We start from the raw sequence: 23,939 nt of genomic DNA, 5'->3' as shown, positions 1-23,939 counted from the left end.
TTCCCGTGATCACGACGCCTGAAAACCCGTATTTTACCGGCTTTATGGCCTCAGTCATGATCACGGAGAGTAGATGGCGCGAAAATCGCTTTTGTGATCGATCACACAAGGAGCCGCTGGTCGACTGTCCCGAAAATTCAGCGCAAAGCGAACATCCCCGCGTGTGTCGGGGCCATGGTCTCAGATCGGTAGCGTGACCCGCATCACGAGACCGCCCCCTTCCCTCGGCTGGGCCGCGATGTGCCCGCCGTGCGCCCGGGCCACGGACCGCGCGATGGACAGACCCAGGCCTACGCCCTTGTCGCTGCCCGTGCGCTCCGTACGCAGCCGCCTGAACGGCTCGAAGAGATTGTCGATCTCGTACGCCGGAACGACCGGTCCTGTGTTCGACACGACCAGGACCGCCTGGCCGTGCTGGACCTCGGTGGTGACCTCGACCCAGCCGCCTTCGGGAATGTTGTAGCGCACGGCGTTCTGCACCAGGTTCAGCGCGATCCGCTCCAGCAGCACGCCGTTGCCCTGGACGACGGCCTTCTTCTGTTCGCCGCGGATCTGCACGCCCTTGGCGTCCGCCTCCGCGCGCACCTGGTCCACGGCCTGCTCGGCGACCTCCGCGAGGTCCACCGGCTTGCGCTCCACGACCTGGTTGTCGCTCCGGGCGAGCAGCAGCAGGCCCTCCACGAGCTGCTCGCTGCGCTCGTTGGTCGCCAGCAGCGTCTTGCCCAGCTGTTGCAGCTCGACCGGCGCGGTGGGGTCGGACAGATGCACTTCGAGGAGCGTGCGGGTGATCGCGAGCGGGGTCCTCAGTTCGTGCGACGCGTTGCCGACGAAGCGTTGCTGGGCGGTGAAGGCGCGCTGGAGGCGCTCCAGCATGTCGTCGAAGGTGTCGGCCAGCTCCTTCAGCTCGTCGTCCGGACCGTCCAGCTCGATACGGCGGGAGAGGTCCGAGCCCGCCACCGCGCGCGCGGTGCGGGTGATCCGGCCGAGCGGCGACAGCACCCGTCCGGCCATGGCGTAGCCGAAGGCGAAGGCGATGACCGCGAGGCCCAGCAGGGCCAGCAGGGACCGGCTGAGCAGGTCGTCCAGGGCGTGCTGACGCTGTTCGTTGACGCAGTCGTTCATCGCCTTGTTGAAGACGTCCGGCGCGGCCTGGGTGGGCAGGTCGCAGATCTTGCTGGTGACCTTGCCCTCGGTGATCTTGAACGGCAGGTCGCTGCCGACGTCGAGGGCCTGGGCGGCCAGCAGATAGATGATCGACAGCAACAGGATGCCGGCGATCAGGAACATGCCGCCGTACAGCAGCGTGAGCCGTATCCGGATGGTCGGGCGCAGCCACGGGAAGGGGGGCTGCGGCCTCCTGGGGTCCCAGGTGGGTTTCGGAGGCGCCTGGGGCGGCGCGGGCGTGGTGGCCACCGCCGGTCAGATCCGGTAGCCGGAGCCGGGGACAGTGACGATGACGGGCGGCTCGCCCAGCTTGCGCCGCAAGGTCATGACCGTCACGCGCACGACGTTGGTGAACGGGTCGGTGTTCTCGTCCCAGGCCTTCTCGAGGAGCTGCTCCGCTGAGACGACCGCGCCCTCGGAGCGCATCAGCACCTCCAGGACGGCGAACTCCTTCGGCGCGAGCTGGACTTCCTTGCCGTCGCGGAAGACCTCGCGGCGGTTGGGGTCGAGCTTGATGCCGGCCCGCTCCAGGACGGGCGGCAGCGGCACGCTGGTGCGCCGGCCGAGAGCACGCACGCGTGCGATGAGCTCGCTGAAGGCGAACGGCTTGGGCAGATAGTCGTCGGCACCGATCTCCAGGCCTTCGACCCGGTCGCTGACGTCGCCGGACGCGGTGAGCATCAGCACGCGCGTGGGCAGCCCCAGCTCGACGAGCTTGCGGCAGACGTCGTCGCCGTGGACGAGCGGGAGGTCGCGGTCGAGGACGACCACGTCGTAGTCGTTGACGCCGATGCGCTCCAGGGCGGCCGCGCCGTCGTACACGACATCGACGGCCATGGCCTCCCGGCGCAGTCCGGTGGCCACCGCATCGGCGAGCAGCTGCTCGTCCTCGACGACGAGTACGCGCACGTCGCTGGTCCTTCCTGTGTCCACCCGCACGGCGCCTCGGGCGCACGCGGGCAGGGGGTTCGTGGGTGTGGCGTCCATCCTGCCCGTTTCGGCCATAAGTCGGCGGTAAGGCGGGTGGGAGCGCTCCGAAGTCCGGGTGATCGGCCCGGGAATAGCGGATTTTCTCGTCGGGTTGAGGTTTCCACGGAAGAGAGCGGGGGGAGGACGCTTTACACCCCGCGATCACGCTCCGCTTGTGCCGCAACACCATGCGGTACGTCACCGTCCGCTTACCGCAGAGCGGTCGTGGGTGCCCGGCACCGTGGCCGCCCGGCAAGGGCTGCGCCGGGCATCCACAGGAGACGTGATCGCCCCTTCCGAACGGCACACCCCCGTGCCATCGACCCACGACCCTGGACGAGGGGGCGCAGCATGGACGCTTTCACCGCAGGACTTCTGCAGCGCATAAAGGCGACCGAGTCCGACCTGACGCGGGCTCGGAACGAGGGCGACGACTTCCTCGTCGAGGTGGAACAGGGCGAGCTCGACGACCTGCACCGCCTCGCCGCCGAACATGGCGTGGAAGTCGTGTCCGCCGCCTGAGCGGTTCGTACGCACGAGAGCGGGGCCCCGGGCGATCCAGTGCCGAGGCCCCGCTCTCGTGTTTTCGTGCCCGTACGGCGTCTTGTACGGCTCGCTCGCCCGCCGGCAGCCGTGAGCCGCCGGACTCGGCTCGCCTCGGCCGTCGTGCTCAGGTTCGGCCGTCGTACTCCGGTTCGCCGTGGCGGCTCCGGTCCGCCGTCAGTCGTGCCAGGCGCCGAAGTCCTCCAGGAGCCGCTGGAGGGGCTCGAAGACGGCGGGGGTCCCCGCGACCGTGAGTTCACCCGAAGGGCGCTGCGCGGGGCGGCCACCGGTCAGGGCGCCCGCCTCACGGGCGATCAGGTCGCCCGCGCCGTAGTCCCAGGCGTGCAGCCCGCGCTCGAAGTAGCCGTCCAGGCGGCCCGCGGCGACGTCGCACAGGTCGACCGCGGCCGAGCCGCTGCGCCGGATGTCGCGCAGCAGCGGGATCAGCTTGCGCGCGACCTCGGCCTGGTGCGCGCGGACCTCGGAGACGTAGTTGAACCCGGTCGAGACCAGAGCCTGGTCCAGCGGCGCCGGAGGCCGGCAGGCGAGCCTGCGCTCGCCCGTCCAGGCGCCGGTGGCCCAGGCCCCGCCGCCGCGGACCGCGTGGTAGGTCTCGCCGCGCATCGGGGCGGCCACGACCCCGACGACGGTCTCGCCGTCCTGCTCCGCCGCGACGGACACGGCCCAGGTCGGCAGCCCGTACAGGTAGTTCACCGTGCCGTCGAGGGGGTCGATCACCCAGCGGATCCCGCTGGTGCCCTCGCTGGCGGCGCCCTCCTCGCCGAGGACACCGTCGGCGGGACGGCGGTCGGCGATCAGGCTGGTGATCAACTTCTCCGCCGCGATGTCCATCTCGGTGACGACGTCGATCGGGCTCGACTTGGTGGCCGCGACCGCGAGGTCGGCCGGACGGCCGTCCCGCAGCAGCTCGCCCGCGCGGCGGGCGGCCTCGTGGGCGAGTTCGAGCAGTTCCGTGTGCAGGGGGTCGGTCACGGCGTTCCTCACGCGTAGGGGCTGTCGGCGCCCGCGGCGGCGGGCCGGGGGGCGCGGGCCGGGCAGCAGCCGACCGGGCAGAGGTCGTGGCTCGCGCCGAGGGAGCCCAGGGCACAGGGCGTGACCCGGCGCCCCCTCTCGCTCCCGGCGCGTTCCAGGATCAGCTCCCGGATCGCGGCGGCGAAGCGGGGGTCGGCGCCGACCGTGGCCGAACGGCGCACCGGCAGTCCCAGCTCAGCGGCCCTGGCCGTGGCCTCCGTGTCGAGGTCGTAGAGGACCTCCATGTGGTCGGAGACGAAGCCGATGGGGGCCATCACGACCGCCGGGGCGCCGGCCGCCTGCCGCTCCTCCAGGTGGTCGCAGATGTCGGGCTCCAGCCACGGGACGTGCGGTGCGCCGGAACGGGACTGGTAGACGAGCTGCCAGGGGTGGTCGACGCCGGTGCGTTCCCGTACCGCGTCGGCGATCAGGCGCGCCACGTCCAAGTGCTGCGCGACGTACGCCCCGCCGTCGCCGTGGTCCTCGACGGGGCCGGAGGTGTCGGCCGCGGACGTCGGGATGGAATGCGTGGAGAAGGCGATGTGCGCGCCGTCCCGGACGTCCTCGGGGAGGTCGGCGAGGGAATGGACCACCCCGTCGATCATCGGCTCCAGGAAGCCGGGGTGGTTGAAGTAGTGCCGCAGCTTGTCGATCTTCGGCGGCTCCAGGCCCTCGGCCGCCAGGGCCGCGAGCGAGTCGGCGAGGTTCTCGCGGTACTGGCGGCAGCCCGAGTACGAGGCGTAGGCGCTGGTGGCCAGGACGAGGACGCGGCGGCGGCCGTCGGCGGCCATCTCGCGCAGGGTGTCCGTGAGGTAGGGCGCCCAGTTGCGGTTGCCCCAGTAGACGGGCAGGTCCAGGCCGTGTGCCGCGAAGTCCTTGCGCAGGGCGTCCAGCAGAGCGCGGTTCTGGTCGTTGATCGGACTGACCCCGCCGAAGCGGAAGTAGTGCTGCCCGACCTCTTTGAGGCGTTCCCTGGGGATGCCGCGCCCGCGCGTCACGTTCTCCAGGAACGGAACCACGTCGTCCGGGCCTTCCGGGCCGCCGAAGGAGAGCAGGAGCAGGGCGTCGTAGGGGGTGGCATCGAGCGCGTCTGGCATGAAGTCGATCCTGCCACCCGGCGCCGACCGCCGGGATCTCGGCCCGCACCACGAGTGCGTTAGGGTCACCTAACCCGTAATCTGTAACAACGCTCTTCACGCCTTACCGGATCCCCGGAGACACCCGTGCCCAGCCCCTACCGCGCCCTTTTCGCCGCCCCCGGTTCCAAGGGCTTCTCCGCCGCTGGGTTCATCGGCCGGATGCCGCTGTCGATGATGGGCATCGGCGTGGTCACGATGATCTCCCAGATCACCGGGCGCTACGGGCTGGCGGGCGCGCTGTCGGCCACGATCGCGCTGGCCGCGGCGGCGGTCGGTCCGCAGATCTCCCGGCTGGTCGACCAGTACGGCCAGCGCAGGGTGCTGCGCCCGGCGTCGCTGGCCGCTCTCACCTCCGCGGCCGGGCTGCTGATCGCCGCCCGCTTCGACTGGCCCGACTGGGTGCTGTTCGTGTGCGCCGCGGGCATCGGCTCCGTACCGAGCCTCGGCGCGATGATCCGCGCGCGCTGGGCCGCCCTGTACCGGGGCACCCCGCAACTGCACACCGCGTACTCCTTCGAGTCCGTGGTGGACGAGGTGTGCTTCATCTTCGGGCCGATCATCTCCATCGGGCTGTCCACGGCGTGGTTCCCGGAGGCAGGCCCGCTGCTCGCCGCCTGCTTCCTGGCCGTCGGCGTCTTCTGGCTGACCGCGCAGCGCGCCACCGAACCCGAGCCGCACCCGCGTGCGTCGCAAGGAGCCGGCGGTTCGGCGCTGCGCTCGCCCGGACTCCAGGTCCTGGTGGCCACCTTCGTGGCGACCGGCGCGATCTTCGGGGCGGTCGACGTGGTCACCGTGGCCTTCGCCGACGAGCGGGGTCACAAGGCCGCGGCGAGCATCGTCCTGGCGCTGTACGCGGCGGGATCCTGCACGGCGGGCGCCGTCTTCGGACTGATGCGCTTCAAGGGGACGCCCGAACGTCGCTGGCTCCTGGGCGTCTTCATGATGTCCGTGAGTATGATCCCCCTCCTACTGGTCGGAAACTTGCCGTTCCTGGCCGTGGCGCTGTTCGTTTCGGGACTGTCCATCGCACCGACGATGATCACGACGATGTCCCTCATCGAAGAGCACGTACCTCGCGCACAACTGACCGAGGGCATGACCTGGGTGAGCACCGGGCTCGCGGTCGGCGTCGCGCTCGGTTCCTCGGCGGCCGGCTGGGTGATCGACGCGGCCGGTGCGCGCGCCGGGTACGGGGTTCCGGCGGTGTCCGGGGCCGTCGCGGTCGCGGTCGGTTTCCTGGGGTACCGCCGGCTCAGCAGGCCGGCTCCGGGTCGGGGAGGCACCGTTGAGCACGACAGCGAGCGGCAAGAACGGCACGTGGCGTAACTGGGGCGGAAACGTCTCCGCCCGACCCGCGCGGGAGGTCACGCCCGCCTCCGTCGAGGAGCTGACCGCGGCCGTACGTGAGGCCGCCGAGGACGGCCTGACGGTGAAGGCCGTGGGGACCGGGCATTCGTTCACCTCGATCGCCGCCACGGACGGCGTATTGATCCGCCCTCAACTGTTGACGGGCATCCGCGACATTGACCGTGAGGCCGGGACCGTCACGGTCGAGGCGGGTACCCCGCTCAAGAGGCTCAACCTGGCCCTGGCCCGTGAGGGTCTGTCGCTCACCAACATGGGCGACATCATGGAGCAGACGGTCTCCGGGGCCACCAGCACCGGCACCCACGGCACCGGCCGCGAGTCCGGCTCGATAGCCGCCCAGATCAAGGGACTGGAGCTGGTCACGGCCGACGGTTCGGTGCTCACCTGCTCCGAGAAGGAGAACCCGGAGGTCTTCGCGGCGGCCCGCATCGGCCTGGGCGCGCTCGGCATCGTCACCGCGATCACCTTCGCCGTGGAGCCGCTCTTCCTGCTCACGGCCCGCGAGGAGCCGATGCCGTTCGACAAGGTCCTCGCCGACTTCGACGAACTCTGGGCCGAGAACGAGCACTTCGAGTTCTACTGGTTCCCGCACACCGGCAGCACCAACACCAAGCGCAACAACCGCAGTGCGGGACCTGAGCGGCCGGTGGGGCAGCTGACCGGCTGGTTCGAGGACGAGTTCCTCTCCAACGGCGTCTTCCAGGCGGTCCAGTTGCTCGGCCGGGCGGCGCCGGCGGCGATCCCCGGAATCGCCCGGCTGTCCAGCAAGGCCCTGTCTGCGCGCACGTACACGGACATCCCGTACAAGGTCTTCACCTCCCCGCGCCGGGTGCGCTTCGTGGAGATGGAGTACGCCGTCCCGCGCGAGGCCCTGGTGGAGACACTGCGCGAGCTGAAGGCGATGGTCGAGCGCTCCGGCCTGCGGGTCAGTTTCCCCGTCGAGGTGCGTACCGCTCCGGCCGACGACATCACCCTGTCCACCGCTTCGGGCCGGGACAGCGCCTACATCGCCGTCCACATGTTCCGGGGCACGCCCTATCAGGCGTACTTCACCGCCGCCGAGCGCGTCTTCACCGCGCACGAGGGCCGGCCGCACTGGGGCAAGGTGCACACGCGGGACGCCGAGTACCTGGCCGGGGTCTATCCGCGCTTCGGCGAGTTCACCGCGCTGCGGGACCGCCTTGATCCGGAACGCCGTTTCCAGAACGACTACTTGCGGAGGGTCCTGGGGTAGTGGCGGACCCGTCGGGCGTCCCGGCCGAAGCCGACGGACCGGCACCCGGGCCGTCCCCGGCGGTGGCGCTCGGAGTCGGGTCCGGGCTTCGCGTCGCGGCGCCGCCCCCCGGCTCACCGGCGCCGCTCGACGGGGTGGCACCGTCGGTCGGCTCCGGTGTCGTGGAGGCGGCGGGCGAGGGCGAGTCGCCGCCGGAGCCCGGCCCGGAGTCCGTACCCGAATCCGCGTCCCCGTCGGGGTCGGTGTCGGAGGACGTGCCGGAGCCCGATCCGGAGGACGACCTGTCGTGGCCGGAGAGGGCGTCGCCGACGGTCGTGCCGCCGCCGCTGAAGCTGCTGCCGGACACCAGCTCGTACGTGGTGATTCCGGCCATGGTCACCCCGAACACCAGGGCGGCCGCGACCACCGGCCGCTTCCAGCTCCTGACCCGGGCGCGATAGACCGTGCCCTGCGTGAACCGGTCGGCGGGCGGGGACGCCTGGGCTTCGGGCGGCGTCCCGGCGGCCCGTGACAGGACGGTCGCCTCGGCCGTCCGGGACAGCGCGGCCGCCTCGGCGGTCCGGGACGGAACGGCGGCCTCGGCGGTCCGGGACGGAACGGCGGCCTCGGCGGTCCGGGACGGAACGGCGGCCTCGGCGGTCCGGGACGGAACGGCGGCCTCGCGGAACTGTTCGCCGGTCCGGCTGAAGAAGTGCTGGAAGAGCGTGCCGCCACAGGTGGCGACGACGCTGACCATGCCCGCGCCGAGGATCGTCCCGTACACCCCGAAGTAGGAGGCGAGTTTGGCCGCCACCACCGCGGCCACCGCGCCACCGGCGACCTGAGGGACACTCAGATCGATCCGCTTCCTCTCCTTCACCTCCTCCCCGATGCCGGACTCGTCCACGTCAGCGGGCCTTTCACGCATTCCGGGGCCTTGCCTGCCTTTCCCTTGCTCGATCGGCTGTTCCGGCTTGATCACCGGCTCGGTCGCCAGTTTGATCAACCCACCTGCACGAGAAAGGGACGTATGGACGAAACCATTAGTTCCGTTTCTGGTGATTGCGTGAAGTACGCCACGTTTGGGGCCGCCGAACCCCCGAGGGACGGCCAAGTCCCATCCCCTGCGAGAAGTTGAGCGGCGCGCCAATCCACGCACGTGGCCCAAATGGAGTACTGTTGCGAGCCCTGGGTCCGGTCTCCCGCCAGGGCGTCCGGGGCCATGCCTGACCGCCGGGAGGGGGCTAGTTGCACAGGGTGACGGAGTTTGTCACTTAGCGTTGCGAATAGGTAACCGTGCCATAACGGCGTACGCGGGCTCGTGCCCGACACGCCGGGCAACTCGGCAAGGTTGTGGCAGGCTGCACCCGGGCAGGCCACACTCGACTAGCGGAAGCAGCGACGCACGTGACGTCGGCAGGCACCACCCGGGAGGTCCCCATGCCCGAACTGCGTGTCGTGGCCGTCTCGAATGACGGCACACGGCTGGTGTTGAAGGCTGCGGACAGCACGGAGTACACGCTTCCGATCGACGAACGACTCCGTGCCGCCGTGCGCGGCGACCGTCCCCGCCTCGGCCAGATCGAGATCGAGGTGGAGAGCCATCTCCGCCCCCGCGACATCCAGGCGCGGATACGCGCAGGCGCGACCGCGGAAGAAGTCGCCCAGATGGCCGGCATCCCCGTCGATCGTGTGCGCCGCTTCGAAGGCCCCGTGCTGGCCGAACGCGCCTTCATGGCCGAGCGGGCCCGGAAGACTCCGGTCCGTCGGCCCGGCGAGAACGCCGGTCCCCAGCTCGGCGAGGCCGTACAGGAGCGACTCGTCCTGCGCGGCGCCGACAAGGACACCGTCCAGTGGGACTCGTGGCGTCGCGACGACGGCACCTGGGAAGTCCTGCTCGTCTATCTGGTCGCGGGCGAACCGCACTCGGCGAGCTGGACGTACGACCCGCCCCGGCGGCTCGTGCAGGCCGTCGACGAGGAGGCGCGCTCGCTGATCGGCGAGTCCGACGACCTCGCCGCGCCCGAGCCCAGCTTTCCCTTCGTACCGCGTATCGCCCGGCTGCCGCGCGACCGCCCGCTGGACCGTGCCCTCGACCGGGACCGGCCGAGCCTGCCGGCCCCGCCGCCCGAGCCGGTCGAGGAGAGCGCGAGCGAACGGGACTCGCTGACCAGCCTGTTGGAGGCGGTGCCGAGCTTCCGGGGCGACCTGGTGGTTCCGGAACGCCCGGTGGAGCCTCCCGTGGAGGAGCCCGTCGAGGAACCGGAGGCCGAGGAGCCCCCGGCGCCCGCCGCCTCCGCCGGTTCCGCCTACGCGGACGTCCTCATGCCCCGTTCCGTCCAGAGTCACCGTGACCGCCTGGTCGGTGCCACCGACCGCCAGGCCGAGGCGGACGGCGTCCGCCCCGGCCGCCGGGCCGCGGTCCCGAGCTGGGACGAGATCGTGTTCGGGACGAGACGCAAGAAGCAGGAGTAGTCCCGCGGTACATGACTGAGGGCCCGCGCCTTAAGGGCGCGGGCCCTGCCGCTTCCTCACCCGGGCGCGCCGGTCGCGTGCGAGCCCGACGATGCCCGGCCCGCCCGTCAACCGTACGCAACGGCGCGCACGCCCCCTGCCGTGAGCGACGGCGCACGCGCGTCCGGCGCGTGTGCCGTCATACGCACCCTCCGCCGTGAGCGACGGCGTACACGCGTCGGCGCGCACGCTCCTCCCACAGGTGACGGCGTGCGCGCCCACCGGCGCGGGTCCCCGCACGCGACCGCGTGAGCGCCTCCACCGTGATCCCGACGCACCCGCCCGCGTGCGCCCCTTGCCGCACGTCCCGGCGGACGACGTCCCGTCCTGCACACGCCGTCGACGACCGAACAGGCTCTGCTGTGGGGAGACGCCGTCGGCGACCAGGGAGACCCGGTCGCGCGTGGACGCCGTAGGAGACCGGCCTGATGACCGTCGGCCGCGGGGGCGGCGGCGCCGTACCCCCTACTGCGGATCGGGTCCCACCGCGACGGGCCGCGACGGATCCGCCGACCACTGCGACCACGAACCCACGTACAGCGCCGCCGGAATCCCCGCGACCGCCAGCGCGAGCACCTCATGGGCGCCCGAGACGCCGGAGCCGCAGTACACGCCCACCTCGGTGTCGCCGGAGGCGCCCAGCGTCTTGAAGCGCGCGTTCAGTTCCTCGGCGGGCAGGAATCGCCCGTCCCCCGCCACGTTGTCCGTCGTGGGCGCCGACACCGCGCCCGGGATGTGACCGCCGACCCGGTCGATCGGCTCCACGTCACCGCGGTACCGCTCCCCCGCGCGCGCGTCGAACAGCACCCCCGACCGGGCCAGCGCCGCAGCCGCGTCGGCGTCCAGGAGACCCGCGGCCCCCGGCACCGGCTCGAAGTCGCCCTCGGCCGGGGCGGGCACGTCCACCGACAGCTTCCCTTCCCAGACCGGCAACCCGCCGTCGAGGACCCGCACGTCCGGGTGACCCGTCCAGCGCAGCATCCACCACGCGCGCGCCGCCGCCCAGCCCTGTCCGCCGTCGTACACGACCACCGGCACCGCGGACGACACACCGGCCCTGCGCATGGCGGCGCCGAAGTCCGCCACGTCGGGCAGCGGATGACGGCCGCCCGGGCCGGGCGTGGAGGCCAGTTCCCGGTCCAGGTCGACGAAGACGGCGCCGGGAACGTGCCCGGCCTCGTACTCGGCCCGGCCGTCGAAGGCCGGCGCACCGGCGGCCTTGGCCAGACTGAGCTGCCAGCGGACGTCGAGCACCAGCGGCGGGCGCTCCCCTGACAGCTCGTTCGCGAGTTCTGATGCGGAGATGATGACGTTCATGACCACCATCCTTGCGCACGGGGTGGCCCGAGCCTCCATGTCCGGCTACTCTGCTCGGCCGGGCAGGCGCGATCACGTGGCGTACGGGATCGGGCACATGCTGTACAACTGATCGACCCCCGTGGGTCATCGGGCCGAAACGGACGAGAAACCTTACAGCGGGCATTCTCCGGCCAGGGACCCACCGCTCCAGGTGTGCCCGGTGAGCACGGCATCACGGGCGGTGCGAGCATCGGCACGGGTGCGGAGAGCGGAAGCGACGCGGCCACCGCGAGGGGCCGAGGAGAGAGTGACGATGACCCAGGCACGGGAGTCGGCCGGCCCGAACGACGAAGCGCACACCCCCTACGCGTCCGGCACGCCCTGCTGGGTGAGTCTGATGGTGCACGGACTGGCGACGACCCAGGACTTCTACGGAGAACTCTTCGGTTGGGAGTTCCAGCCGGGCCCCCCGCGGCTCGGCCCCTACCTGCGGGCCCTGCTGGACGGCCGCGAGGTGGCGGGCATCGGCCAGCTGCCGCCGGACCTCCACCTGCCGATCGCCTGGACGCCCTACCTGGCCTCGGCCGACGTGGACCAGACCGCCGAGACCGTACGGCTGTGCGGCGGCACCGTCGGGGTCGGCCCGCTGGACGCGGCCGAAGCCGGGCGGATGGCGATCTGCTCCGACCCGTCGGGGGCCGTCTTCGGCATCTGGCAGGCGGCGGCGCACCGAGGCGTCGGCATCACAGGCCTGCCCGGCCTGCCCGGTCTTCCCGGCACGCCGGGCACACCCGCCTGGAACGAACTGCTGACCGTCGAGTCGGTAAGCGTCGCCAAATTCTATGAATCGGTGTTCGGTTACGAGGAGGAGCCGGTGATCTCCGCCGACTTCGACTACGTGACGCTGCACGTCGAGGGCCGCCCGGTCGCCGGGATCCACGGCGTGGGCCACGCCCTGCCCCGCGACAGGGGACCGCACTGGATGACGTACTTCGAGGTCGCCGAGGCGGACGAGGCGGTGGCCCGGCTCGTCGCGCTGGGCGGGCAGGTGCTCAAGCCGCCCCGGGACAGCGAGCACGGGCGCGTGGCATGGGTGGCGGATCCGGAGGGCGCCCGCTTCTCACTGGTCGAGAGCCCGCACTGACCTCAGGAGGCGGACACCGGCAGTACGTCCGGCGACAGCGCCGCCGCGCGCGCCGTGGCCCCCGTCATACGGCGACGGTGGTGGCGGCGGCACAGCACCTCGTAGCCGATCTCGTCCGCCGACTGATTGACGTCGCCCACGACCACCTGGGCGCCCTCGACGACCATTTCACCCCCGACCGTGCGGGCGTTGTGGGTGGCGCGGGCGCCGCACCAGCACAGGGCCTCGACCTGGAGCACCTCGACCCGGTCGGCCAGCTCCACCAGCCGCTGGGAGCCGGGGAACAGCTTGGAGCGGAAGTCGGTGGTGATACCGAAGGCGTAGACATCGACCCCCAGGTCGTCGACCACGCGCGCGAGCTGGTCGATCTGCCCCGGAGACAGGAACTGCGCCTCGTCCGCGATCACGTAGTCCGCGCGGCCGCCCTGCGAGAGATGGTCGACGAGGAACGCGTACAGATCCTGTCCGTCCTCGACCTCGACCGCGTCCGTGACCAGACCGAGGCGGGAGGACAACTTGCCCTCGCCCGCACGGTCGTCACGCGTGAAAATCATGCCGACCAGCCCGCGCGCGGAGCGGTTGTGCTCGATCTGGAGAGCCAGTGTCGACTTCCCGCAGTCCATCGTTCCGGAGAAGAACACCAGCTCGGGCATGGGGAGTTGAGCACCTTTCGGCGGAAGGGGACGGTGGGGGGAACAGGGGTGGGCGACAGGCAGCGGGACCTCAGGAGCGTACTTCGAGCAGGGGTACGAGCTGCTCGGCAGGGGTCATCGAGCCGTGGTTGCCGACCATCGCCGACTCCTTCGGTTCCCGCTCCGTGGCGATGATCAGTACGTCGTCGTGCGCGGCCGCGACCACGTCGCCGATGCGCGCGTACACACGTTCGTCGATGTGCGGACCGAACCAGCCGGCCGCGATCGCCTCGTCCCGTGAAGCCACCCAGAACTGTTCGCCGAGCACCTCGCGCCAGCAGGTCAGCACGTCGTTCTCGGCGCCCGGGACCGCGTAGACGTGGCGGGCGCGGCCCTCGCCGCCCAGCAGGGCGACTCCGGCGCGCAGTTCCCAGTCCTCGTCGAAGTCGATGCGGTGCTGCTCGTCGAACGGGACGTCGATCATGCCGTGGTCGGCGGTGACATAGAGCGCGCTGCGCGGCGGCAGCTGCTCGGCCAGCCGCTGCACCAGCCGGTCGACGTACATGAGCTGGCCGCGCCAGGTGTCGGAGGCGACGCCGTAGCGGTGGCCCGCGCCGTCGAGCTCGGCGTAGTACGTGTAGACCAGGGAGCGGTCGCCTGCGGCCAGTTGCTCGGCGGCGAGGTCCACGCGCTCCTCACCGGACAGCCGTCCGTGGAAGGTGCCGCCGCTGAGCGCGACCTTGGTCAGCGGGGTGTTGGCGAAGGTCGGCGACGAGACCTGGGCGGCGTGCACACCCGCCTCCTGGGCCAGCCGGAAGACGGTGGGGTACGGCTGCCAGACGGCCGGCGAGGTCCAGGGCTTCCAGCGGAGCTGGTTCATCAGCTCGCCGGTGGCGGGGTTGCGGACCGTGTAGCCGGGCAGGCCGTGGGCGCCCGGCGGGAGGCCGGTGCCGACGGAGGCGAGGGAGGTCGCGGTGGTCGCCGGGTAGCCGGCGGTGATCGCGCGGCCGGTGCCGCCGCGGGAGCTCGCGAGGAGCGAGGTCAGGTAGGGGGCCTCGTCCGGGTGCGCCCTCAGCTGCTCCCAGCCCAGACCGTCGATCAGGAACACGCAGTTGCGGTCGGCGGCGGTCAGCTCCGGGATGGCCGTGGACATCCCGGGAACGCCCATGCCCGCGGCGAGCGTGGGCAGCAGATCGGCGAGCGAACCCGAGCCGTACTCGGGGACGGGGGCGGAGCCGACGGCGAGCGGTTCGGGGTGGCCCCAGGCGACGGAGTCGGAGGGTGACGGATGGGACATCAGGGGGTGACGTCCGCGGTCGCCTCGGAGATGGCCTGCGCGAAGGAGAGAGCCTGGCGGACCGTCTCCGGGCCGTCCCCGGCCTCGCTGACCCGCAGGCTGAGGTCGTCCGCCGTCGAGCTGCCCGTGTAGCCGTGGTCGGCGTCGCAGTTGGGGTCGCCGCAGGCGGCGGGCTCGAGGTCGATGCGGGAGACGGCGCCCCAGCCGATGGTCAGCACGATCTCGCGCGGGAGCGTGCCGGGCGCGTAGGACTCCGGATTGGCGACCACGCGGCTGACCACCACGGACGAGATCCGGCCGATCTTCACGGACTCGGTGGACGTCGTGGCGTACGGCGTCGGGGAGGTGGTGTCGGCGGCCTGCTCGTCGGTGTGGCTCACGATGAAGCGGTTGCCGGTGAGGACCAGCACGGTCACGTGCCGGCGCACCTCGTTCTGGTCGAACGTGGTCTCCTGGTGGACCAGGTACGACCGGATCGGCTCGCCGCCCACGGCGGCCTCCACCGCCTCGCCCACGAGGGCCGGGTAGTAGCCGCTGCGCTCGATCGCCGCTCGCAGCCCCTGGGTCGTCGTACTGGTCTTGGCCATGACGTCCATCCTACGGGGGCGCACTGACTGCGAGGCACCGCTCGGGACACGGGAGCGTTCCCCGCGGACGAAGCTCAGCGTTCACCGCGCGGGAAGCGCCCGGGAACCGAGATCCACTCGGCGGGAGGGGAGCGCCGGGGGGCCGGGATCCACTCGGCGGGAGGGGACCGGGATCCACTCGAGTACGGGGATGGGGCGTCCCGGGGTCGAGATCCACCGAGTACGCGGGGGCGCGTCCGGCGCAGGGTCGGCTCAGTACGCGGGAAGCGTCCGGGGGCCGAGATCGTCGCGGGCCGGGGGCGGAGCCAGCCGTACGGTGGCGCCCAGGACGCTCAGCCCCCGCGGGGCGACGACCACCGGCTCCAGGGTGACCGCGACGACCTCGGGGTGGTCGTCGACCAGCCGGGACACGCGCAGCAGCAGTTCCTCCAGGGCGGGGGTGTCGACCGGCGTCGAGCCCCGCCAGCCGAACAGCAGCGGTGCCGTGCGGATCGAGCGGAGCAGCGAGGCCGCGTCGCGGTCGGTGACCGGCACGAGCCGGTGCGCCATGTCGCCGAGCAGCTGGGAGGCGGCACCGGCGAGCCCGAACGACAGTACGGCCCCGGCCGCCGGATCGATGACCGCGCGGACGACCGTGTCGACCCCGCGCGGCGCCATCGACTGCACCACCGGACGCAGTTCCTGCGGCTTCCCGAAGAGTGCGGTCAACTCGGCGTACGCCCTGCGCAGTTGCTCCTCGTCCGCCAGGTCGAGACGTACGCCACCGAGGTCGGCGCGGTGCCGCAGGTGCGGTGCGGTGGCCTTGAGGGCCACCGGGTAGCCGAGGGTGCGCGCGGCTTCGACACCCGCGTCGGGCGTGGGCGCGGGTACGGCCGCGCGGACGGCGATCCCGTACCGCCCGAGCAGTTCGCAGGTCTCGTCCATGCCGAGCGTGAGCCCCTGCCCGCGCGCGAGCAGGCCGCCGATCAGTTCGGCGGCGCCCTTCTCGTCGATGTCCTCGTACTCCGGCACCTTCCCGGGGTCGGCGGCCTCGTGTCGCCACTGTCCGTACTTGACGGCTTCGGCGAGAGCGCGGACGGCGCGTTCGGCGGCGGGGTAGGCGGGGATGAGGCGAGGTCCGGTCTGGGCTACTTCTGACGTCTGGTCGGGAGTGAGCGATTTTGCGGCGTCGGTGGGTGGGCGTTCAGCGGGGAGACGGGGGTACCCGCGGTCGGGCGACGCGGGGGGTGACGACGCGAGGGGTGACGACCCAGGGAATGACGACGTGGGGGCGACGTCGGTGGACGTCGAACCGGCGTACGGTGCGGTACTCGCCGCCGCCGACAGCGCCTCCGCGAGCCCCCCGAGCTCCACGTGCACCACGAGCACCGGCTTGCCCGGCACCTGCTCGGCGGCGGAGCGCAGCGCTTCGGCCAGCATCGCGTCCTCGACGGACGCGCCCCCGATCGCCGGGATGGCGGTGACCACGACCGCGTCGCACGTCTCGTCCGCCAGCGCCCTCGACAGCGCCTGGCGGAAGTCGTCCGCCGTGGCCCCCGTCGTCAGATCCACCGGCGGCAGCGGCCGCAGCCCCTCGGAGAGACAGGCGTCGTACGTCAGCACGCCCAGCGACTCGGAGTTGCCCAGGATCGCCACGCGGGGGCCGGCCGGCAGCGGCTGGCGCGCGAGCAGCAGTCCCGTGTCGACCAGTTCGGTGATGGTGTCGACGCGGATGACGCCGGCCTGCCGCAGCAGCACCGACACGGTCGCGGGCGGCAGCCGGGTCGCCCGGACGGCGTGCCCCTGAGGGGCGGAACCGGCGCCCTGCACGACGACCAGTGGTTTCGCCGCGGCCGTGCGGCGTGCGAGGCGGGTGAACTTGCGCGGGTTGCCGAGGGACTCCAGGTACATCAGCGCGACATCGGTGTCCGGGTCGTCGTACCAGTACTGAAGGACGTCGTTGCCGGAGACGTCCGCGCGGTTGCCGGACGAGACGAAGGTGGACACGCCGGTCACCCCGGTGACCCCTCCGCCGCGCCGGTGCAGGCGCGACAGCAGGGCGATGCCGATGGCGCCGGACTGCGCGAACAGCCCTATCCGTCCGGGTCGCGGCATCTCGGGGGCCAGCGACGCGTTCAGCCGGACGTCCGGGGAGGTGTTGATGATCCCGAAGGCGTTCGGGCCGATGATGCGCATTCCGTACACGCGCGCGTGGCGCACGAGTTCACGCTGGCGCTCGCGCCCCTCTGGGCCGCTCTCCGCATACCCGGCGGAGACCACGACGAGTCCCTGCACACCGTGCTCGCCGCACTCGGTGACGACGTCGGGCACGCGCTCGGTCGGCACGGCGACGACCACGAGGTCGACGGGCCCCTCGATGTCCCGCACCGAGCGGTGGGCGGGCACACCGCCGAGCTCCTTCTGCCCCTCGGGCAGCGCCTTGTTCACGGCGTGGAGGCTTCCGGTGAAGCCTGCCTGCCGGATGTTGTCGAGGATGCCGCGGCCCACCCCGCCCGGGGTACGGCCGACGCCGACCACCGCGACGGACCCCGGCACGAGCAGCCGCCGTACGGACCGCGCCTCGGCGCGCTGCTCCCGCGCGCGCTGCACGGCGAGCGAACGCTCCGTGGGTTCGAGGTCGAACTCCAGGCGCACGACACCGTCCTCGAAGCTGCGCTTCTGGGTGTAGCCGGCGTCCGTGAACACCTTGATCATCTTGGAGTTCGCGGGGAGCACCTCGGCGGCGAAGCGGCGGATGCCCCGCTCGCGCGCGACGGCCGCGACGTGTTCGAGGAGGGCGGAGGCGACGCCCCTCCCCTGGTGCGCGTCCTGCACCAGGAAGGCGACCTCGGCCTCGTCGGCGGGAGCCGAGGCGGGCATGCCGTCGGCGCCGATGCGGTCGTAGCGTACGGTGGCGATGAACTCGCCGCCGATCGTGGCCGCGAGTCCCACCCTGTCCACGAAGTCGTGGTGTGTGAAGCGGTGGACGTCCTTGGCGGACAGCCGCGGGTACGGCGCGAAGAAGCGGTAGTACTTCGACTCGTCCGAGACCTGCTCATAGAAGCTGACCAGGCGGTCGGCGTCATCGACGGTGATGGGCCGGACGCGCGCGGTGCCACCGTCACGCAGTACCACGTCCGCCTCCCAGTGGGCGGGGTACTCGTGTCGGTCGTGCCGGTCCGCCGGGTTCTGCATGGGCCCCAGAGTACGGCTCGCGTACGACAACGGCGCGAGGCAGTCTGTGGAGGACGGACGTCGGATCGAGGCCGCGATCCGACGCCACTCCCGGGACGGGACACCGGACCGCTCCGGGCACATATCTCGATATGGAACACTGGTCTAGACAACCCTGAGTACTGAAGGGCAGCATCACATGGCTGAGCGCCGCGTCAACGTCGGCTGGGCCGAGGGCCTCCACGCCCGTCCCGCCTCCATCTTCGTCCGAGCCGCCACGGCCGCAGGCGTCCCGGTCACGATCGCCAAGGCCGACGGCAACCCCGTCAACGCGGCCTCCATGCTGGCCGTTCTCGGCCTCGGCGCCCAGGGCGGCGAGGAGATCGTCCTCGCCTCCGACGCCGAGGGCGCGGACGCCGCGCTCGACCGTCTGGCGAAGCTGGTCGCCGAGGGGCTCGAGGAGCTTCCCGAGACCGTCTGAGCATCGCCTTCGGCGCGGCTCTACGCACGCCACTTCTCGCAGCAGCATTGCCCGCGGCACTAGTCACGGCACTGCTCGCAGTACTGCTCACAGCACGCGGTGGAGCCGCGTCGGCCTTCCCGGCCGGCGCGGCTCCGCCGTTTTCGCCGGGCCTTTCACTCCCGCCGCTCCACCGGAATTGCCGGGACCTGCCAATATCGGCGCCCACTCCGAGATCGCCTCGAAGTCACCCCGCGGGCATACGAAAGACGTGCGGCCGGAAATTCCCGGCGCATGCGAATGAGGGCAGCGGAAATACACCCCCGCTGAATACCGCCTCTTTGTATACGGCGCCTTTGTTAATGCCGCAGGCTCGTCATGTTTACGGGGTGTTGCGAAGTCCTCACACGGTCCGCGCGCTCCCCCGCCCGGTGAACCGCGGACGGTGCGCGGCGCTCGCCCGCTCGGTGTGCAGCGCCGTGACCGCCCGCGCGCGTTCGGCGTCGCCGCGGGCCACCGCGTCCACGATCGCGCCGTGCTCGGCCCATGACTCCACCGGGTCGGCCGGCGCCTCGATCGCGTACATCCAGGCGATCTTGTGCCGCAGCTGGGTCAGCGTGGCGGTCAGGGCGTGGCTGCCGGACGCCTGGGCGAGCGTCTCGTGGAACCAGCCGCCCAGGGAGCGCAGGTCCTCGCTGTTGCCCTGCCTGGCCCGCTCCTGGCCCAGGCGGACCAGGCCGCGCAGCACCTTCAGATGGGCCTCGGTCCGCCGCTGGGCGGCCCGGGACGCGCCGAGCGGCTCCAGGAGCACGCGCATCTCCAGCAGGTCGGAGGCTTCCTGCTCGGTCGGTTCCGCGACGCACGCGCCCGCGTGCCGACGGGTCACCACGAAGCCCTCGGCCTCCAGGGTGCGCAGCGCCTCCCGGACGGGGACGCGCGAGACGCCGTAGCGTCGCGCGAGGAGTTCCTCGGTGAGCCGGCCGCCGCGCTCGTAGACACCGGCGACGATGTCGTCCCGGATCGCCGTGCATACCGAGTGCGCCGGAATACGCATGACCGACCTCCGCCTTAATGCCCGTGAAACGTCGCCGAGTGACGTGCGTTCTGCGACTCTATGGCAATCGGACGTAATTTCCGACGGGCGGCCGGAATCCAGGGATATTTTTTGGACAGGAAGGCCTCCGAAAGGCCGAAAGCCCCGGCTCGGGGAGCCGGGGCTTCGGTATGTCTCGCCGACTGCCGTCAGACGTTCACACCATGCGTGCGGAGGTAGGCGACCGGATCGATGTCCGAGCCGTATTCGGGGGTGGTCCGGGCCTCGAAGTGCAGGTGCGGGCCGGTGACGTTGCCGGTCGCGCCGGAGACGCCGATCTGCTGGCCCGTGACGACCTTCTGGCCCACGGAGACGCCGATGGACGACAGGTGACCGTACTGGGTGTACGTGCCGTCGTTCATCTTGACGACCACCTGGTTGCCGTACGCCCCGCCCCAGCCGGCCTCGACGACGGTGCCGTAGCCGACCGTGTGGACGGAGGTGCCGCTGGCCGCGTGGAAGTCGATGCCGGTGTGGCTGCCGGACGACCAGAGCGAGCCGCCGCTGAGGTAGCCGGTGGAGACGTAGGAGTGCGCGATGGGCGTCACGAAGGTGTTGAGCCGCTCGCGCTCGGCCTCGCGGGCGGCACGCACCTTGGCCGCGTGCTCCGCCTTGGCCTTCGCCGCGGCCTTCTCGCGGGCGACCTGCAGGGCCGCCTTCTCCTCGGCGGCCTGCTTCTGCGCGGCGGCCTGGGCGTCGATCTGTTCGGCGACCGAGTCGCCGATGGTGATGACCGGGGTGAGGCCCGTCTGCTCGACGGAGTTCTCGGCGGCGAGGGCGGGGGCCGCGAGGGTACCGATGACGCCGGTGGTGGCGAGGGCCGCGATGCCGGCTGCCTGAGCGCTGGTGCGCTTCATCCGGCCGGGACGACGATGCTTCCCGGGGGCGCACATGAACGCCATGTAGAGGCTGGTTCCTTTCCTTCCCTCTCGCCTACCGGGTTAGCTGACGGGTTCGGAGCAGGAAGGTCTCCTACGGACCCCCTCGCGGCACGCGCGGGCGTCCGATTCACCCCAGGGACTGCATGGGTCCCCGGCTCCCCTGGCTCGCGCCGTACGGGGACTCGGCGATGACTGTCCGCTGCCGCGGGTGCGGCGCACTGCCTGACGGACAGACCGCCTGACCGTACGGGCGCCGTCTTTCGATCCTCAAACGGATCGCCGCTTTTGTAGCGCATCCCACAGGGCAGACAGGCAACTCTCCCCCAATTCGGACACTCCGCGCACATGGCGGGGCCCTGGTGACCCATCGGTCACCAGGGCCCCGCACGCGCGTGCCTCCGCGTCGTCCCTACTCGGCGGACACGACCGTGACCGCACCGATGCCGAGGGCCTCGACGGGCTCCCTGATCTGCGCCGCGTCCCCGACGAGGATCGTCACCAGACGGTCCACCGGGAAGGCGTTCACGACCGCCGCGGTGGCTTCCACGGTGCCGGTCGCGGCGAGCTGCTGGTACAGCGTCGCCTGGTAGTCGTCGGGCAGGTGCTGCTCGACCTGGTCGGCCAGCGTGCCCGCGACGGCCGCCGCGGTCTCGTACTTCAGCGGCGCCACCCCGACGAGGTTCTGCACGGCGACGTCACGCTCCGCGTCGGTCAGCCCCTCCGCGGCGAGCGTGCGCAGCACGGTCCACAGGTCCTCCAGGGCGGGACCGGTGTTCGGAGTGTCCACGGAGCCGCTGATGGCGAGCATCGCGGCGCCGGTGGCCCCTCCGGCGGAGGTGGGAGCGCCCGACCTGAGCACCTGCCCGAACGCGCGCACCCCGTAGGTGTAGCCCTTCTCCTCCCGCAGGACGCGGTCCAGCCGGGAGGTGAGGGTGCCACCGAGGCAGTACGTGCCGAGCACCTGGGCGGCCCACACCCGGTCGTGCCGGTCGGCACCGATGCGGCCGATCAGCAGCTGCGTCTGGACGGCGCCGGGACGGTCCACGATGACCACGCGGCCGGTGTCGTCGGCGCTCACCGGCGGCACGGGGCGGGGCGCGGCCTGGGAGCCCTTCCAGGCGCCCAGGGTGTCGCCGAGAAGCTCGTCCAGGTCGAGGCCCGCGAGGTCGCCGACGACCACGGTGGTGGCCGTGGCGGGGCGGACGTGCCGGTCGTAGAAGGCGCGCACGGCCGCGGAGTCGATCTTCGTGACCGTCTCCTCGGTGCCCTGGCGCGGGCGCGACATGCGCGAGGTCGCCGGGAACAGCTCCTTGGAGAGCTCCTTGGCGGCACGGCGTCCGGGGTTGGCCAGCTCGTGCGGGATCTCGTCGAGCCGGTTGCGCACCAGCCGCTCGACCTCGCTGTCCGCGAAGGCGGGCGCCCGGAGGGCGTCGGCGAGCAGGCTGAGCCCCTTCTCCAGGCGCGAGACCGGCACTTCGAGGCTCAGCCGGACGCCGGGGTGGTCGGCGTGCGCGTCGAGAGTGGCGCCGCAGCGCTCCAGCTCGGCGGCGAACTCCTCGGCGGAGAGTTTGTCGGTGCCCTCCGAGAAGGCGCGCGCCATGATCGTGCCCACCCCGTCGAGGCCGGCCGGCTCGGCGTCCAGCGGCGCGTCGAGGAGCACCTCGACGGCGACGACCTGCTGGCCGGGGCGGTGGCAGCGCAGGACGGTCAGCCCGTTGTCCAGGGTGCCGCGCTCGGGCGCCGGGAACGCCCAGGGCCTGGCCTCGCCCGGCCGGGGCTGCGGGTGGAACTCCATCGTGGTGAGCTCGGTCACTGGGCCGCCTCGGTCTCGTCGGTGGCTTCCACGGTCGCCGCGGACTCCGGGTCTTCGGTGCTCTCCGCGGCCTCGGCGTCGTCCAGGGCCTCGGGGGCGGTGGGCTCGTAGACGAGCACCGCGCGGTTGTCGGGGCGCAGGCGGGCCTTGGCGACCTCCTGGACCTCCTCGGCCGTCACGTCCAGCACCCGCTGGACGGCGGTCAGGGCGAGCTGCGGGTCGCCGAACAGGACCGCGTAGCGGCACAGTTCGTCGGCGCGGCCGGCCACCGTGCCCAGCCGGTCCAGCCACTCGCGCTCCAACTGTGCCTGCGCGCGTTCCATTTCCTCGGCCGTGGGGCCCTCCTCGGCGAACCGGGCGAGCTCCTCGTCGATGGCGGTCTCGATGACCGGCACCTCGACGTCACCGGACGTCTTCACGTCCAGCCAGCCCAGGGAGGGCGCCCCGGCCAGCCGCAGCAGGCCGAAGCCGGCCGCCACCGCCGTACGGTCGCGCCGTACGAGCCGGTTGTAGAGGCGGGAGGACTCGCCGCCGCCGAGCACGGTCAGCGCCAGGTCGGCCGCGTCGCACGCGCGCGTGTTGTCCTGCGGGAGCCGGTAGGCGGCCATCAGCGCGCGCGCCGGGACCTCCTCCTCGACGACCTCGCGCAGCTGCCCGCCGATGACGTCGGGCAGCGAGCCGTCGCGCGGGGCGGGCTTGCCGTCGTGCGAGGCGATGGAGCCGAAGTACTTCTCGATCCAGGCGAGCGTCTGCACGGGGTCGATGTCGCCGACCACGGAGAGCACGGCGTTGTTGGGCGCGTAGTACGTCCGGAAGAACGCGCGCGCGTCCTCCAGGGTGGCCGCGTCCAGGTCGGCCATCGAGCCGATCGGCGTGTGGTGGTACGGGTGGCCCTCCGGGTAGGCGAGGGCGGTCAGCTTCTCGAACGCGGTGCCGTAGGGAACGTTGTCGTAGCGCTGGCGGCGCTCGTTCTTGACGACGTCCCGCTGGTTCTCCATGGACTCGTCGTCGAGCGCGGAGAGCAGGGAGCCCATACGGTCGGCCTCCAGCCAGAGGGCGAGCTCCAGCTGATGGGTGGGCATGGTCTCGAAGTAGTTGGTGCGCTCGAAGCTGGTGGTGCCGTTGAGCGAGCCGCCGGCGCCCTGCACCAGCTCGAAGTGGCCGTTGCCCTTGACCTGCCCGGACCCCTGGAACATCAGGTGCTCGAAGAGGTGAGCCAAGCCCGTACGTCCCTTGACTTCGTGACGGGAGCCGACGTCGTACCAGAGGCACACCGCCGCGACCGGGGTCAGATGGTCCTCGGAGAGCACCACGCGGAGGCCGTTGGCCAAGCGGTGCTCGGTCGCTGTCAGGCCCCCGGAGCCTGCCTCGGCTGTGGCCGTGTGACCCATGGGCATGTACGTCCCTTCGATCGCGGTCGCGGTCCTCGGACCGCGCGATTCGTGCCTGTCCTGCCACTGTATGCAAGCGGACCGACCGTGGGCGAAGTTCCCGCGGGACGTACGCCGAGAGCGAGATCGCGTAGCCTGCGGGCAGTCGTGGAGTGAGGCGCCTTCCACACCGGGCCGGGCGGCCGACGCCGGGTCCTCGCCCGCACTGTCAGTAGCGCGGTCCACAATGGTCCGCGTCAGAACCCGT

19 protein-coding genes, 1 pseudogene and 1 riboswitch are annotated in these 23,939 nt (G+C 71.8%); of the genes and pseudogenes, 6 read left to right on the top strand and 14 right to left on the bottom strand.

Going from position 1 to position 23,939, the window contains the following annotated elements; translation table 11 throughout:
• Nucleotides 1-180 precede the first annotated feature (180 nt).
• Both ACWCQK_RS27450 and ACWCQK_RS27445 read right to left on the bottom strand, forming a co-directional pair.
• The gene (locus tag ACWCQK_RS27450) at nucleotides 181-1,413 is read right to left on the bottom strand and encodes a sensor histidine kinase (protein WP_451159300.1); all 1,233 of its coding nucleotides are present in this window, start codon (nucleotides 1,411-1,413) and stop codon (nucleotides 181-183) included.
• 6 nt (nucleotides 1,414-1,419) lie between these two features.
• On the bottom strand, nucleotides 1,420-2,073 hold the full coding sequence (locus tag ACWCQK_RS27445; RefSeq protein ID WP_009340866.1) for a response regulator transcription factor: 654 nt from the start codon (nucleotides 2,071-2,073) through the stop codon (nucleotides 1,420-1,422).
• 411 nt (nucleotides 2,074-2,484) lie between these two features.
• Here ACWCQK_RS27445 and ACWCQK_RS27440 point away from each other — a divergent pair, with 411 nt between their 5' ends.
• A complete protein-coding gene (locus ACWCQK_RS27440; protein ID WP_451159298.1) occupies nucleotides 2,485-2,655 on the top strand; it encodes a hypothetical protein in 171 nt (56 codons plus the stop codon).
• Between the two features lie 198 nt (nucleotides 2,656-2,853).
• On the opposite strand, the gene ACWCQK_RS27435 is transcribed toward ACWCQK_RS27440, so the two are convergent.
• Entirely contained in the window at nucleotides 2,854-3,669 is an 816-nt protein-coding gene (locus ACWCQK_RS27435; RefSeq protein WP_451159296.1) for an inositol monophosphatase family protein, read from the bottom strand.
• Between the two features lie 8 nt (nucleotides 3,670-3,677).
• On the bottom strand, nucleotides 3,678-4,805 hold the full coding sequence (locus ACWCQK_RS27430) for a ferrochelatase (RefSeq protein WP_451159294.1): 1,128 nt from the start codon (nucleotides 4,803-4,805) through the stop codon (nucleotides 3,678-3,680).
• 126 nt (nucleotides 4,806-4,931) lie between these two features.
• Between ACWCQK_RS27430 and ACWCQK_RS27425 the strand changes: the two genes are divergently transcribed.
• Both ACWCQK_RS27425 and ACWCQK_RS27420 read left to right on the top strand, forming a co-directional pair.
• Nucleotides 4,932-6,173, top strand: a complete 1,242-nt coding sequence (locus ACWCQK_RS27425) for an MFS transporter (protein WP_451159292.1) — start codon at nucleotides 4,932-4,934, stop codon at nucleotides 6,171-6,173.
• Nucleotides 6,133-7,449, top strand: coding sequence for a D-arabinono-1,4-lactone oxidase (locus ACWCQK_RS27420; protein ID WP_451159290.1), 1,317 nt, complete (start codon nucleotides 6,133-6,135; stop codon nucleotides 7,447-7,449). The genes ACWCQK_RS27425 and ACWCQK_RS27420 overlap by 41 nt, the downstream gene beginning before the upstream one ends.
• Here ACWCQK_RS27420 and ACWCQK_RS27415 read toward each other — a convergent pair.
• Nucleotides 7,376-8,356 carry a hypothetical protein gene (locus ACWCQK_RS27415; protein WP_451159288.1) on the bottom strand — a complete coding sequence of 327 codons (981 nt, stop codon included), beginning with the start codon at nucleotides 8,354-8,356 and terminating at the stop codon, nucleotides 7,376-7,378. The genes ACWCQK_RS27420 and ACWCQK_RS27415 overlap by 74 nt on opposite strands.
• A 512-nt stretch (nucleotides 8,357-8,868) precedes the next feature.
• Here ACWCQK_RS27415 and sepH point away from each other — a divergent pair.
• Nucleotides 8,869-9,903 (top strand): septation protein SepH, encoded by a 1,035-nt coding sequence (gene sepH / locus ACWCQK_RS27410; RefSeq protein ID WP_451159286.1) that lies wholly within the window; start codon nucleotides 8,869-8,871, stop codon nucleotides 9,901-9,903.
• Nucleotides 9,904-10,407: 504 nt separating this feature from the next.
• Here the strand turns inward: sepH and ACWCQK_RS27405 are convergent.
• Complete coding sequence (locus ACWCQK_RS27405; RefSeq protein ID WP_451159284.1) at nucleotides 10,408-11,259, bottom strand: sulfurtransferase; 852 nt, start codon at nucleotides 11,257-11,259, stop codon at nucleotides 10,408-10,410.
• 295 nt (nucleotides 11,260-11,554) lie between these two features.
• Here ACWCQK_RS27405 and ACWCQK_RS27400 point away from each other — a divergent pair, with 295 nt between their 5' ends.
• Complete coding sequence (locus ACWCQK_RS27400; protein WP_451159282.1) at nucleotides 11,555-12,385, top strand: VOC family protein; 831 nt, start codon at nucleotides 11,555-11,557, stop codon at nucleotides 12,383-12,385.
• Between the two features lie 2 nt (nucleotides 12,386-12,387).
• On the opposite strand, the gene ACWCQK_RS27395 is transcribed toward ACWCQK_RS27400, so the two are convergent.
• The 4 genes from ACWCQK_RS27395 to ACWCQK_RS27380 all read right to left on the bottom strand — a co-directional run bounded on the left by ACWCQK_RS27395 (nucleotide 12,388) and on the right by ACWCQK_RS27380 (nucleotide 18,075).
• Nucleotides 12,388-13,038: a thymidine kinase gene (locus ACWCQK_RS27395; protein WP_451159280.1), complete on the bottom strand. Its 651-nt coding sequence runs from the start codon at nucleotides 13,036-13,038 to the stop codon at nucleotides 12,388-12,390.
• A gap of 70 nt (nucleotides 13,039-13,108) precedes the next feature.
• Entirely contained in the window at nucleotides 13,109-14,314 is a 1,206-nt protein-coding gene (locus ACWCQK_RS27390; RefSeq protein WP_451159278.1) for an alkaline phosphatase family protein, read from the bottom strand.
• The gene (locus ACWCQK_RS27385; RefSeq protein ID WP_451159326.1) at nucleotides 14,314-14,910 is read right to left on the bottom strand and encodes a DUF5998 family protein; all 597 of its coding nucleotides are present in this window, start codon (nucleotides 14,908-14,910) and stop codon (nucleotides 14,314-14,316) included. The genes ACWCQK_RS27390 and ACWCQK_RS27385 overlap by 1 nt, the downstream gene beginning before the upstream one ends.
• A gap of 243 nt (nucleotides 14,911-15,153) precedes the next feature.
• A complete protein-coding gene (locus tag ACWCQK_RS27380) occupies nucleotides 15,154-18,075 on the bottom strand; it encodes a bifunctional acetate--CoA ligase family protein/GNAT family N-acetyltransferase (protein ID WP_451159276.1) in 2,922 nt (973 codons plus the stop codon).
• A 178-nt stretch (nucleotides 18,076-18,253) separates the two neighbouring features.
• On the opposite strand from ACWCQK_RS27380, the gene ACWCQK_RS27375 reads away from it, so the two are divergent.
• Nucleotides 18,254-18,535: an HPr family phosphocarrier protein gene (locus tag ACWCQK_RS27375; protein ID WP_030021209.1), complete on the top strand. Its 282-nt coding sequence runs from the start codon at nucleotides 18,254-18,256 to the stop codon at nucleotides 18,533-18,535.
• A gap of 338 nt (nucleotides 18,536-18,873) precedes the next feature.
• Here the strand turns inward: ACWCQK_RS27375 and ACWCQK_RS27370 are convergent.
• From ACWCQK_RS27370 to ACWCQK_RS27355, 4 genes and pseudogenes are all read right to left on the bottom strand, one after another.
• Nucleotides 18,874-19,568: pseudogene (locus ACWCQK_RS27370) on the bottom strand (GntR family transcriptional regulator).
• A gap of 188 nt (nucleotides 19,569-19,756) precedes the next feature.
• The gene (locus ACWCQK_RS27365) at nucleotides 19,757-20,509 is read right to left on the bottom strand and encodes a M23 family metallopeptidase (RefSeq protein WP_451159274.1); all 753 of its coding nucleotides are present in this window, start codon (nucleotides 20,507-20,509) and stop codon (nucleotides 19,757-19,759) included.
• A gap of 13 nt (nucleotides 20,510-20,522) precedes the next feature.
• Nucleotides 20,523-20,686, bottom strand: a riboswitch (cyclic di-AMP (ydaO/yuaA leader).
• Nucleotides 20,687-20,897: 211 nt separating this feature from the next.
• Nucleotides 20,898-22,301 carry a M16 family metallopeptidase gene (locus tag ACWCQK_RS27360; protein WP_451159272.1) on the bottom strand — a complete coding sequence of 468 codons (1,404 nt, stop codon included), beginning with the start codon at nucleotides 22,299-22,301 and terminating at the stop codon, nucleotides 20,898-20,900.
• Entirely contained in the window at nucleotides 22,298-23,698 is a 1,401-nt protein-coding gene (locus ACWCQK_RS27355) for a M16 family metallopeptidase (RefSeq protein WP_451159270.1), read from the bottom strand. Before ACWCQK_RS27355 ends, ACWCQK_RS27360 begins: the two co-directional genes overlap by 4 nt.
• Nucleotides 23,699-23,939: the final 241 nt, after the last annotated feature.

Source organism: Streptomyces sp. NPDC002306 (genome assembly GCF_053593435.1).
The sequence above is the reverse complement of the archived record's forward strand: the minus strand, read 5'-3'. Positions and strand labels throughout refer to the sequence as shown.